This is a genomic window from Chryseobacterium sp. CFS2 (assembly GCF_036543225.1).
GTDB lineage: Bacteria > Bacteroidota > Bacteroidia > Flavobacteriales > Weeksellaceae > Chryseobacterium > Chryseobacterium culicis_A.
Genome location: NZ_JAZHQU010000003.1, coordinates 131,936 through 144,647 on the forward strand (window position 1 = coordinate 131,936; position 12,712 = coordinate 144,647).

The following is a 12,712-nucleotide window of genomic DNA, read 5'->3' on the forward strand; positions in this document are numbered from 1 at the left end:
ACAAATAAAAAACTTTGATCTAGATCAAAAACGGTACATTAAATTAATCAAAATCGAGGAAGCTATCAGTAAGTTGTTTCCATTGTATTTTAGCAATTCCCATCATTCCACCTGCAGCCGTTGCAAGATTTCTAATCACATCAAGGAATTGAGCATTCCAGTTAGGCCTTTCATTTCGTCCGTATACTGCTGCTTTTACATGAGCTATATTTCTGGAAATCATAAAGGTTGAACTTGCTGCAGAACTGTAAAAATGAGCAATATGATGACTTTCTTTGTTTTGGGGATCTCTTGATGGCCTGCATGTCATCGATATACTTTCAGAAAAACTGTCCTGATAGAAACAGATATCTGTAATCTCTACCCAGTCGTACCCTTTTGCTTCAGGCTCTCCCGGCCCCGGAATATCAATGCGGATGAAATCTCCTTTTTGAGGCTCGCGATCTACGGGATTCCCATCAAAATTATACAATTTAAATGCGGCAAATGCCTTACCACTATAACTTTCCCATTTATTAACTGAAAAAAATCTTTCTTTCAATATTTTATACTTCAGCGGAATCAAATCCTGCTCAAATGCTTTTCGGCTTTCTGTATCATGGGAACCTCCGAATTTTTGTACAGGAACTCCCTTGAATTTCTTTGGACTCATAGGATCGGTTTTAAGCAAAATAGGATAAAAACATTACAAAATTTTATGACTGGGGTCACAAAAGAGTCAAACAATTGTTTAAATATCGATTGATATAGACCTTGTTTTGATAATAATTCACTTTTTGTCAATTATTTATTTTTGGCGAAAATCATACGTACAATTCTTCAGATGGCGAATTATATTTAATTGGATATGATTTTCTACTCCTAATTTCGGAATCCTGAATAAAATGAAACACATTTAGTAAATAATTATTTTCACTTGAAATAAATAATTTTTAAAAAAAATGAGCTTATGATGTTTTGCATACCATGATTTTTGCTTATATTTGTGAATCGAAATAATTTTTTTTCATCATTTGTGTTTTTTTAAGGTCTTCATTCGTGGAGACCTTTTTGTTTTCAATAACATCATAATTGAATATTGTCTATTGAAGTGGAAAAAAGAGTGAAATGTGAAATATTACCTTTTTAAATCTTTCCAATTTCTTTTCTATAAAGGAATGTATGATGTTTTAAGATGTCAATAACTCTCCTTTTTGATAAATTTCAACCCCCTTTGTACAGGTTTATAAGCCTATTGAATTGTTTTCATAAAATCCGTTGGCCTGAACTGCATTACAGACTGAAAGCTTCTGGTATATGCCTGAACACTCTTATACCCTACTTCATAAGCGGTTTCTGAAATCGTAAGATTACCCGAACTCAAATACTCCAGACTCTTGATAATACGAAGCATTTGCTGGTATTTGCTTAAAGTAAGCCCGGTTTCTTTTTTGAAAATACGTTCCAGGGTACGGAAAGATAAATGAGCCGTATCACTAAGATCTTCCATTTTGATTTCATTCCGGTAATGATTGTGCAGATGCTGTATAACTTTAGCAAGACGTTTATCTTTGGGAAGGCTGATGTGAAAGGTCAGTGAATGCTCTACAAATTGTGGCAGTTCGTTGAAAAGTGCCTTCAGGAATTGGTTTTCATTATGATCCACAGTCATCTGTTTAGACCACTTTTCTGCGTATTTTATCATTTCTTTCAATACAGGAGGAACAGAAAATACATTCACTTCATGATAGAAAGATTCTTGGGTACTGATATCGGCAAACATGATCATCAGCTTGATCTTTTCAGAATGAGAATTGGTTTTGTGAACAGCATTCGGAGGAATCCATACGGCATGATTCTGAGGAAGAAGATAGATTTTTTCTTCGATAGTAATATATTGAAACCCACTTTCTACATAAACAAGCTGCCCTTTCTGATGGTGATGAAGAACATCATCATGAATCCAGTTTTCTTCAAACCATACAAAATAAGGTTTCTTCAGTTCATCTATTTTTATGGTGCCGTTGATGTTCATGTCGTTTTAGGTTAAAACTTTGGCAAAATTAAACAAAATTACTGTACTAATTTTGTACAAAAGTTTTTATTATGATGAAGAATGAAGTAAAAAAGAATGCTTCGTATGTTTTATTACTTATTAATGTTCTGGTGGTTATACTCATTTCCAGTAACCTCCGTTCACCTATTGTGGCGGTTGCGCCTGTATTGGGAGAGATAAGAGATGTTTTGAAGCTGGACAATTTTCAGGTGAGCCTTTTAACCTCTATTCCACTGTTTATGTTTGCTGCCTGTTCGGTGCTGGTTAGCAGATTTTCCAATAAGTTCGGTATCAGCAAACTTCTGATGTACTCACTGATTATTCTGAGTTTCGGGTTGTTTTTACGAATCAGCGGATCTCTATGGCTTTTGTTTGTAGGGTCTATATTCATTGGGTTGGGTATCTGCATTGGAAATGTGGTTACTCCAGGATATGTTAAGAATAATTTCCCGAAACAGATTGGTCTCATGACCGGAATTTTTGCGGTATCTATGAACCTTACTGCTGCTTTAGCTTCAGGGTTCAGTGTAAAAATCGGGGAACTGACAGGGTTTGGATGGAAAGGTTCTCTGGGGATCTGGCTGGTGATTGCTGCATTGGGTTTTCTTGTTTTATCATTGGAGTTCATATTTAATAAAAGAAATCCGGTTCAATCTCAAACCGCACTCAGTACTTCAGATTTTAATATGTTTAAATCTCCTCAGGCATGGAATATCAGCATTTTTATGGGGCTTCAGTCGTTGTTTTACTACTGTCTTGTAGCGTGGCTTCCTTCATTTCTTTCAGATTTTCATATGCAGGGAGAAAGTTCCGGCTGGGTTTTCTTTGTGATTCAGATTACCATGATTCCTGTAACATTCTGTTGCCCGATTATTGCCAGTAAAATGAAAGATCAGAGGCTAATGATCCTTTTTATCTGTGCTTTGATGTTTGGAAGTACCATGATGTTTGTCTTCCTAAAATCTCAATGGATCTATGTGAATGCAGTAATTATAGGGATTTCTAATGGATTATCTTTCAGTCTTTCGATTCTGTTTTTTTCTACAAGAACGAAAAGCAGTATCAATGCTGTTAAAATATCAGGAATGGCACAGTCTGTAGGATATCTGATTGCGGCATTCGGACCTCCGTTGTTTGGAAAGCTTCATGATTGGGATATTTCCTGGGACAGCTCGTTTTATTTATTAAGTGGTGCTGTACTGCTGATGTTGTATTTTGGAATGAAAGCGGCGAGAAATAAGTTTGTAGAAGATTAAGATAGTCATCAAGGTCAGGTAACACGTCTTTTATTGTGGGATGCTACCCATTCTTCTTTTTGGCATTTTGGGCAGCTTCCTGCATTACCTGCTTTTTTATGCTCTGTATACCCACAGAATATACAAGAGTAATAGCTGTCCTCATGAATAAATTGTAACGGATTATGTAATGAGTCTGGCATAATAGGAAGCCCGTATCTTACAGATTCATCTTCGAAAAAGAATACACTGATCTCTCCTGATATTTCTTCTATAGCCATTTCAACCTGCCCAAGTTGCGAAACTCCTTTTAGCCTCAACTCTGCAAAGAATTCGTCACTCCCAAGGTTTTCTTTTTGAAAGTTTTTAATTGAAAATTCACCATTTTCTACCAGGCAGATAGATTTTCCTTCGACTAGATTTTCAAATTTTTTACTTTTTCCGATAAAATAGGTCACAATAGAATATAGAAGAATAATAACAATAAAAACAATAAGGGATGAAATAATTCCGACATCCTTGTTAAACATAGGATCTCCTGCGGCCGATCCCAGGCCAATAATCACTACCAACTCAAAGATTGAGAGTTGTTTTACGCCTCTTTTTCCTAAAATTCTAAGTCCGATGATAATAGCAAGGAACATAATCATGGTACGAAGAATGATCTCTAAAAGAAAAGACCATTCTTCGTGTCCCAGTAATAATTCTTTCCAATCAAGATTTAAGAGAAAAACTGACAGCATACAAATTATTTATCAGGAAATATTCAAAAAACAAGCCATAGCTCCTGTTATTTATTTCATTTCTGTTTCAGGCTTACCTCTTCTCCGTCTTTCAGTATGAAACATTGGTTTTCGAGCCCTTTTTCTGTTATTTTTCCCTGAATAAATTTTCGGTCTTCTCTGCAATGGCTCACTGCTTCCAGATGGGTTATCCAAACCGTAGACTCCGGTGCATGTTCACAGACTTTTACAATGTCTTCACTGGTCATAATAATAGGATCTCCTACAGAAAAAGTGGCGGCTCCTCCTGCCACAATGATATGTTGAGGATTATGTTTATCAATTTCCTGGGCAATTTCATCATACCAAATAGTATCTCCTGCGATGTAAACTGATGTATGCTCTGTTTTAAAAACAAAACCATTTACAATTCCCATTTTCTCTCCTATTTCTCCGGTTCCATGCTGGCCTTTGGTGGTAGATATCTCAATATTTTTCCATTGAAGCTGATCATTCACAGCGATCACGTTGGTAAATCCCTGTTTTGAAATTTGGTCTGAAATAATCCCTGAACAAATAATCGGAATTTTTTTATCAAGAAGTTCTATGGCTGCAGCATCCCAATGATCAGGATGAAGATGGGTGACGGCAACGGCATCTATTCCTTGTAATTTTTTTAATAATTCATCTTTACTGAAAGGCAGATTTACGAGAGGATTCAGTAATTCACTATCTGTCATGGGCATTTTTCCCATAGATCCTTTTTCTCCCAACATAGGATCTATCAGGATGGAAATTCCATCAATATTCAATAGCAATGTTGCATTGCGCCATAATTGTAATTTCATTTTGACTAAGTTTGTAGAGCAAAGCTATTGCCTGATCAAGGTAAAACAATCGAAGGTTACCAAAAGGTTAACCATAAATATTCAATTGATGTATGAATTTTGAAGAATTTAAAAACTGTGGATTAAGACGAAGCCTGAATATTCTTTCGGGCAAATGGAAACCGCTGATTCTACATAACCTTTTTGAAGAAGATCAGGTACGGTTTGTGGAACTTTGGCGAAGTATGCCCAGAGTTTCCAAGAAAGTACTTGCCGAGCAATTGAAACAGCTGGAAGAAGATCTTATTATTGAACGGATTGAAGTGTATAATTTTCCGCCGGAAGTGTATTACAAGCTTACTGGAAAAGGAAAAAAGCTAGGGCCTATCCTTTCTCAATTACATCTGTGGGGAAATGAACTGAGATAGAACTGTTTATTTAATATTTTATATATTGGCAAAAATTACCGTGTAATTTTGGTATAAAAACTAATAACAATTTTTACCAATGAAAAGAATCATTATTTTGATCTCCTGTGTATCATGTACATGGGCTGCTGCTCAAATAGCGCCGCCACCTACTATCCAAAGATCAACACCATCCAGGGCACTTACCGTCAATTCAAGAAAAGGGACATTAATTGAGAAGAAAATCAGCACTCTGGGCACGTTTAAAAACCTGAATATTCAAAAGATTGTAACGAAAGATATTTCTGATAATTCATCAGATCGTTTTCTGGGAATCATGTATGAATATGAAACCTTTGATGAGATATCAAAAAAGACATTGACAATTGATAAAAATGAATTGGGAAAACTGATTCAGGCTCTTCAGATGGTAGAACAGAAAGAAAATGAAAAAACAAACCAGGAAACCAAATATAAGTTTGTTACGATGAGCAATATTCAGTTTGGAAGTGTTTATCGGGAAAAACTTTCTTCGTGGGTTAATTATATAAAAATTCCTTCCCATTATTCTAATCAGAGCTTACAGGAATTCAATAAAGATGACCTGAAAGAATTGATTACTCTTTTGAAGAAAGCGGAACAGGAACTTTAAAAAATCCTGAGCTGCAATCGTTGTCAATAGGTAAACATAAAAACCTTATAGGTGTACAAAACCTATAAGGTACATTTAAAAAAATTAAAAATAATTATTACCGGAGCAGGATCAATTTAATCTTTAAACTGATCCAGAACTTCCATAATATTCTGATATACAAAATCCAATTCTTCGGATGTAATGCAATATGGCGGAACCAGATATATTACATTTCCCAACGGCCTCATGATAATCCCTCTCTGTAAGAATTCATTGTAAAGTTTCTTCCCTATTTCATTGAAATAAGAAGTACCATTCCCGGTTTTGAAATCGAAAGCTAAAATAGTTCCGATCTGTCGAACCTTTTCTACATGAGGATGCAAAGCAAGTGCTTTCACAAACTCTGAATGCTGATAAGTGATGCGGTTGATATTCATTTGAGTTTCATTTGTCAATAGGAGTTCCATACTGGCCAAAGCCGCTGTACAGGCTAAAGGATTGGCCGTAAACGAGTGCCCGTGAAATAAAGTTTTATAACGATCATCAGAAAGGAAAGCATCATAGATTTCATTGGAACAGGTGGTAATTCCCATTGGCATTGTTCCTCCTGTAAGTCCTTTTGAAAAACACATGATATCCGGTTTCTGTGTAAGATAATCTGCTGCGAAAAGCTTACCCGTTCTACCAAATCCTGTAAAAACTTCATCCTGAATCATAAGAATTCCTTCTTCCTTGCAGAATTTCATCAATTGGCTAAGATCTTCAGCTTTATACATCAGCATTCCGGCTGCTCCCTGCACTAACGGTTCGTAGATAAAGCAGGCTACTTCATCAGCCAGTTCTTTAATCTGTTTCTGAAGGCTTTCCAGATTTTCTGTATTGGGTGTATCGATAAAAACAACTTCAAACAGCATGCTTTCAAAAGGCCTTGTCCAGAAACTTTTTTCACTTACAGACATGGCACCGAAGGTGTCTCCGTGATACGCATTTTTAAAAGCTAAAATCTTCGTTTTCTTTTTTTCCTTATTGTATGCATATTGAATACACATTTTTAAAGCCACTTCCACTGCAGTAGAGCCATTATCAGAGTAAAAAACCTTCTCCTGGCCAGCCGGAAGAATTTTCAGTAGATTTTCTGAAAGTTGTATGGCAGGTTCATGGGTAAATCCTGCAAAAATAACTTGCTCAAGGGTGTTTAACTGTTCAAAAACACGCTGCGCAATATAAGGATGAGAATGCCCGTGCAGCGTCACCCACCATGATGAAACGACATCCAGATATTTGTTCCCTTCGTTATCATAAAGGTAAATTCCTTTTCCTTTTACAATAGGAATAATGTCGTCAGCTGTTTTCATCTGCGTATACGGATGCCAGTTAACCGCTTTATCTCTTTGCTGCAGGCTGATTTCTTTTGTTATTGTATTCATATATTGATGTAAAAAAGATAATGAGTGATGGAGTGCTTTATTTTAACGCTTTGATCGCTAAGTTTTTTTTAATGTGTACGCTGTATTTTAAAGTTCGCAAAGACGTTTCACTAAGCAATAATAGATATTCTGCCTTGCTGAATAGAATGCCTTTGCGAACGAAGTGTTTTTATTGGTAATCAATCTTTTGCGAATCTTAGCGTTAAATATTGATTAAAGTATCTATCAATTTTATAATAAACTCTATAATACTCATAATCCAGCTCATCACTCATAATTTATCATTCATAATTTATAATTACCTAGCAGCATGTTTCTTTTTTCATCATAGGTTTCAGTCCTAATGTCTGAAGCATCTGCATATCTTCTGAAACTCCAGGATTAGGGGTTACCAATAATGTTTCTCTTTCTCCTGTAAAAATGGAATTGGCACCTGCCATAAAACACCATGCCTGTTCTGTTTCAGACATTTCTATACGGCCGGCACTTAATCTCACCATAGAAGAAGGCATTACAATTCTTGCTGTAGCGATCATTCTTACCATTTCCCAGGTATCTACTTTTTCATTATCTTCTAACGGTGTTCCTGCTACTCTTGCTAAAGCATTGATAGGAACAGATTCCGGGTGTTTTGGCATTGTTGCCAACGTGAGAAGCATTGAAATTCTGTCTCTGTGCGTTTCACCCAGTCCGATAATTCCTCCGGAGCACACGGTGATTCCTGCATTTCTTACATTGTTGATGGTATTGATCCTGTTGTCAAATGTTCTGGTAGAAATGATCTCTTCATAATATTGCTCAGAGGTATCAAGATTATGATTGTAGGCATATAATCCTGCTTCCTGAAGTCTGATAGCCTGTTCTTCGGTAAGCATTCCCAAAGTGCAGCAAACTTCTAATCCAAGTTCATTCACTCCTTTTACCATGTCAATAACCCTGTCAAAATCACGGTTATTACGAACTTCACGCCATGCTGCTGCCATACAGAATCTTGAAGATCCTGAATCTTTTGCTTTCTGAGCGTGTGCAATTACTGTTTCCGTAGGCAACAAAGCCTGTACTTTGATATTCGTGTGATAACGGGCTGCCTGTCCGCAGTATGAACAGTCTTCAGGGCATCCGCCGGTTTTGATGGATAATAAGGTGGAAATCTGTACTTCAGAAGGATCATGCCATTCGCGGTGTACGGTGGCTGCCTTGTAGATCAGTTCCATCAGAGGAAGGTGATAAATTTCCTCAATCTCTTCTTTAGTCCAGGTGTTTCTCAATGTTGTTTTTGTATCCATTATCCTATTTTTGTTATTGTTAATTGCTTTGCAGCATGTTGTATAGATTCCTTATCAGTACTTTGGATTTCGGGAATCTTTATAATTTTTGTTTCTTTTTCAATAAAACTGCAGATTACTCTTTCAGTATCTTCCGGAAAATCTCCGTTGAGAATTAAATATTCCAATGGGATCTCTCTCTGTTGTAATGCGATGATTGACAATAAGCTGTGATTGATGCATCCCAGATAATTTCTGACTACCAATGCCGCCGGAAGATCTAATTCTTCAATCAAATCGATCATAAATGTAGAATCAGATATGGGAACCATAAGACCACCTGCTCCTTCTACAATTAATGGTTTTTCTGTTTTGGGGAGTTGAAAATCATTCAGATTTATGGTGATGTTTTCTTCTCTTGCGGACTGATGTGGTGATGCGGCCAGCTGTAAGCGGAAAGTTTCAGGATGGCAGAAGTTCGTGTCTGTCCATGCTTCAATTTTATCACTGTCCGTGTACTGCAGATCTCCAGACTGTATGGGTTTCCAGTATTCTGTTTTAAAATGCTGAACCAAAACAGCCGAGCATACTGTTTTTCCGATTTCGGTTCCTATTCCTGTTATAAATAATTTCATGTTTTCGGGATTCGGGATTCGTGTTGCGAGGTTTGAAAGCTTATTTTTTGTTTTAAATAAATTCTCTAATAATTTCTGTCAGTTTTATAATTTCCTCTTCTGTATTAAAGCTGTGAAGGCAAATCCGCAGTCGTTCACTTCCTTCTTTTACGGCGGGACTATATATTGCGTAGGTTAAAAATCCTTCCTCAGATAAATTGTCCTGTAATTGTTTCAGTTGTTGATTATCCGGAATTACAATGGCCTGAATGGGGCTTGTTTCCGCTGATGGAGAGTCTAAATTTCTGCTTCGGAAAACTCTGATATTGTCCTGAAGTTTTTTTGTGAGATCCTGATGCTGATCTAAAAATTCATACCCAGTTTTTATACTCATCCACTGGAAATCCTGTGCGGAAGTAGTGTAAATGAAAGGGCTTGCAAAATTGACCAGGTAAGATTTCACTGTTTCATTGCAGAGGATTGCTGCTCCATGAGCTCCGAGAGCTTTTCCATAGGTTACAACTGCTGCTGAAACCTGGTTCTGTAATTGATATTTTTCAACCAATCCATATCCAAAGACTCCAAATGCGTGGGCTTCGTCAACAATCAGAGAGGCCTTGTATTGATGGGCAAGCTCAGCAATTTTCTGAATAGGAGCAAAATCTCCTTCCATAGAGTACAAACTTTCTATTGCGATATAACAGTGTCCATTTTGTTTCTTTAAAACATTCTCAAGATCTTCAACATTATTGTGCTTGAATTTCAGCTTTTTTGCATTTGATAATCTGCAGGCATCATGTACCGACCGATGAATCTGTTCGTCTACAATTATTATATCATGACGGCTGGGAAGCGTAGAAAATAAGGCCAGATTTGCATTGTATCCGGATGGAAAAAGTAATGCAGATTCAAACTGATGTTTCTGAGCAATATCATTTTCTACAGAGACCGCAATATCACTGTTTCCACTAATAAGCCTTGAGCCTGTACTTCCTGAAAGCAATTGAGGGTTATCTGTAATCTTTTGCAGTAGTACATGTTGAAGTTCTTCACTTTTTGCCAACCCCAAGTAATCATTAGAATAAAAATCAATTCCATCAGATTGAAGCCGCAAACGTCTTAATGTTCCTTCCTCTTTTCTTTTGTTAAGAGATTCCTGAAAACGAGTGCTATTACTAAGCATAATTCAACTGAGCTACTTCTTCTGTAACAGCATTAATCCATTCTTCGTGCAGGTCTTTTTCTATTGTTAAAACATGGTCCGCATGCTCTTTCCAATCTGGTGAAAATTCATTAAGCTGGTTGATCATTTCTTCAAGATGGCCTTCTTCCTCAAGAATAATAGATTTTACCATAATTCTGGAAGAAGCTTCGGTAAGAACCTGCTGGTAAACAGGATAAAGTTCATCAGCACGAACCTCAATAGCATAGGTTACAAAAAGGTATGCGGCATATTTAATATCTGTTTTATTAAGATTGAAAGCTTTCTGAAGATAACGGCAGGCTTTAATATCCAATGAGTGAAGATATTGGCTTGTTGCTATCGGAGCCAGAAGTTCCATACTTTCGTAGGTTTTGCATAACTCAGGATCTATTTTCCCGATCTGTTTTTTTAGATAATAAGCATGGCGGTGCTCTTCGGCAGCATGTTTCAGCTGGATCTGAGAAACCAATGTAGGATGTTCACATTTTGATATTTTTCTTGCACCGGCATTTTCCATAAAAGAAAGTGTATTCAGCCATTTGGCGTGGGTACTTCCTTCCTGTACAATTTTTTTTAACAGATGATGAAATTCCATAGATTTTTATTTTGATGTCAAAAGTAGTATATTGCCGGATGGTTGTATTGTGCCAGTTTTGATGTTATGGATAGTCCGGTTAAGATTCCTTATGAAAGTTTTATAAAGATTGATAGAAAATCAGAGACTTCTATCTATTTGCAGATTGCGAATCAATTAGTCAATGCGATCCAAAGAGGTTTTCTTCCTTTTGGAACAAAGCTTCCCGGAACAAGAACGTTCAGTGAAATGCTGGAAATCCATAGAAATACTGCTGTTGCTGTGTACGATGAATTATCGGCTCAGGGCTGGACAGAGAGTTTTCCGAATAAAGGAACCTTTGTGATTGGAAAGGATCAGGAGAAACCTGTAAAAGTGAACGATTTTGAGCAAAATAACCTTCAAAACTACCCAATATCAACCGGTTTTTCATTTAAAACATCCAATATTTTAGATAATCCTTTTGAACATTCGGATTGTGAATATGTCTTTAATGATGGAGTGCCGGATATCCGTTTGACGCAAATCGGACAACATTCCCGGTTTTACAGCTCTATTTTGAAGCGTAAATCCAACCAGAAGACTTTGGGACATTATAATCATGACGGAAGTGAGTTTTTTAAAGAACATTTATCTCAATATCTGAATCTCTCCCGTGGACTTCCTATTTCTAAGAACAACCTACTCATAACCCGAAGTACGGAAATGAGTATTTATATTGTTTCCGAAATTCTTCTTTCGGCTGGTGATACTGTGTTAGTAGGAGCCTTAAGCTATTTTTCTGTCAATATGATCTTTATGAAAGCGGGTGTTGATATTGTCTCTATTCCCATTGATGAGGAAGGAATTATTGTAGAAAGTGTAAGAGAAGCCTGTAAAAAGCAGAAAATACGGATGCTTTACCTGACACCCCATCACCACTATCCTACTACCGTTGCTTTGAGTGCTCAGAGAAGATTTGAGTTATTAGAGCTAGCGAATGAATACGGATTTATTATTCTGGAAGACGATTATGATTATGAATTTCATTATGATAAAAGCCCTATTCTTCCGTTAGCCAGCGCCGATACCAACGGAATGGTAATTTATATTGGTTCATTCGGAAAGTCTTTAGCTCCGGGATTCAGGACTGGATTTATTGTAGCTCCGGAAAATCTGATGACCGAAATGCGTAAATATCTGGGAATTATCGACAGACAGGGTGATATCCTGATGGAAAGGGCACTTGGAGAAATGATTGCAGAGGGAGAAATCAACCGTTATCTGAAGAAGTCTTTAAAAGTATATCAGGAAAGACGTGATCATTTTACTTTGTTACTGGAAGAAAATCTGGGTAATTTGATCTCCTTCCAAAAGCCTTCCGGAGGTCTTGCGATTTGGCTGGAATGGAATATCCATTTGAACCTGATGCAGCTAAGCCGGAACTGTGCTAAGGATAACCTTTTCATTCCCAAAACGCTTTTGTATCAGAACAAAGGGCTTACCGCCATGCGACTGGGATTTGGGGATCTTAATTTTGAAGAAATGAACAAAGGAATTGAGGTTTTTTCAAAAAATGTGAAGGGACTGATTGGGTGATTAGAATAGATAATTGTACCGTTTTATGGATCTGCAGGAAAATTATGAGGTATCACTTGCTGAAAATCTTTGATTTTCTTACGCCTTAAAAAGTTATAAGATTAAAAAACTTTGCGCCTTTGCGATTTCAAAAAAAATACTTTATCAAAAGAATATTTTAGTTTTGAACGCAAAGGCGCAAATGAAATCA

13 protein-coding genes are annotated in these 12,712 nt (G+C 36.8%); 4 read left to right on the plus strand and 9 right to left on the minus strand.

Features of this window, described 5'->3' with window-relative positions:
• Positions 1-43: 43 nt before the first annotated feature.
• Together ODR02_RS07415 and ODR02_RS07420 are read right to left on the minus strand one after the other, a co-directional pair.
• Entirely contained in the window at positions 44-652 is a 609-nt protein-coding gene (locus ODR02_RS07415) for a hypothetical protein (RefSeq protein WP_309512008.1), read from the minus strand.
• Positions 653-1,231: 579 nt separating this feature from the next.
• Positions 1,232-2,014, minus strand: coding sequence for an AraC family transcriptional regulator (locus ODR02_RS07420; protein ID WP_309512009.1), 783 nt, complete (start codon positions 2,012-2,014; stop codon positions 1,232-1,234).
• A gap of 71 nt (positions 2,015-2,085) precedes the next feature.
• On the opposite strand from ODR02_RS07420, the gene ODR02_RS07425 reads away from it, so the two are divergent.
• Positions 2,086-3,291 (plus strand): CynX/NimT family MFS transporter, encoded by a 1,206-nt coding sequence (locus tag ODR02_RS07425; protein ID WP_309512010.1) that lies wholly within the window; start codon positions 2,086-2,088, stop codon positions 3,289-3,291.
• 14 nt (positions 3,292-3,305) lie between these two features.
• Here ODR02_RS07425 and ODR02_RS07430 read toward each other — a convergent pair whose 3' ends face one another.
• Together ODR02_RS07430 and ODR02_RS07435 are read right to left on the minus strand one after the other, a co-directional pair.
• Positions 3,306-4,013, minus strand: a complete 708-nt coding sequence (locus tag ODR02_RS07430; RefSeq protein WP_309512011.1) for a DUF421 domain-containing protein — start codon at positions 4,011-4,013, stop codon at positions 3,306-3,308.
• Positions 4,014-4,069: 56 nt separating this feature from the next.
• Positions 4,070-4,840: an MBL fold metallo-hydrolase gene (locus tag ODR02_RS07435; RefSeq protein ID WP_309512012.1), complete on the minus strand. Its 771-nt coding sequence runs from the start codon at positions 4,838-4,840 to the stop codon at positions 4,070-4,072.
• 92 nt (positions 4,841-4,932) lie between these two features.
• Between ODR02_RS07435 and ODR02_RS07440 the strand changes: the two genes are divergently transcribed.
• Together ODR02_RS07440 and ODR02_RS07445 are read left to right on the plus strand one after the other, a co-directional pair.
• Complete coding sequence (locus ODR02_RS07440) at positions 4,933-5,247, plus strand: winged helix-turn-helix transcriptional regulator (RefSeq protein WP_309512013.1); 315 nt, start codon at positions 4,933-4,935, stop codon at positions 5,245-5,247.
• Positions 5,248-5,326: 79 nt separating this feature from the next.
• Entirely contained in the window at positions 5,327-5,878 is a 552-nt protein-coding gene (locus tag ODR02_RS07445; RefSeq protein ID WP_309512014.1) for a hypothetical protein, read from the plus strand.
• A 116-nt stretch (positions 5,879-5,994) separates the two neighbouring features.
• On the opposite strand, the gene bioA is transcribed toward ODR02_RS07445, so the two are convergent.
• The 5 genes from bioA to ODR02_RS07470 all read right to left on the minus strand — a co-directional run bounded on the left by bioA (position 5,995) and on the right by ODR02_RS07470 (position 10,965).
• Positions 5,995-7,287 carry an adenosylmethionine--8-amino-7-oxononanoate transaminase gene (gene bioA, locus ODR02_RS07450; RefSeq protein ID WP_309512015.1) on the minus strand — a complete coding sequence of 431 codons (1,293 nt, stop codon included), beginning with the start codon at positions 7,285-7,287 and terminating at the stop codon, positions 5,995-5,997.
• Between the two features lie 302 nt (positions 7,288-7,589).
• Positions 7,590-8,573 (minus strand): biotin synthase BioB, encoded by a 984-nt coding sequence (gene bioB / locus ODR02_RS07455; RefSeq protein ID WP_309512016.1) that lies wholly within the window; start codon positions 8,571-8,573, stop codon positions 7,590-7,592.
• A complete protein-coding gene (bioD, locus tag ODR02_RS07460) occupies positions 8,573-9,187 on the minus strand; it encodes a dethiobiotin synthase (RefSeq protein ID WP_309512017.1) in 615 nt (204 codons plus the stop codon). Before bioD ends, bioB begins: the two co-directional genes overlap by 1 nt.
• Before the next feature lie 52 nt (positions 9,188-9,239).
• Positions 9,240-10,349 (minus strand): aminotransferase class I/II-fold pyridoxal phosphate-dependent enzyme, encoded by a 1,110-nt coding sequence (locus ODR02_RS07465; RefSeq protein WP_309512018.1) that lies wholly within the window; start codon positions 10,347-10,349, stop codon positions 9,240-9,242.
• Positions 10,342-10,965 (minus strand): hypothetical protein, encoded by a 624-nt coding sequence (locus tag ODR02_RS07470; protein WP_309512019.1) that lies wholly within the window; start codon positions 10,963-10,965, stop codon positions 10,342-10,344. The genes ODR02_RS07465 and ODR02_RS07470 overlap by 8 nt, the downstream gene beginning before the upstream one ends.
• Before the next feature lie 66 nt (positions 10,966-11,031).
• On the opposite strand from ODR02_RS07470, the gene ODR02_RS07475 reads away from it, so the two are divergent.
• A complete protein-coding gene (locus tag ODR02_RS07475) occupies positions 11,032-12,522 on the plus strand; it encodes an aminotransferase-like domain-containing protein (protein WP_209784433.1) in 1,491 nt (496 codons plus the stop codon).
• Positions 12,523-12,712 lie beyond the last annotated feature (190 nt).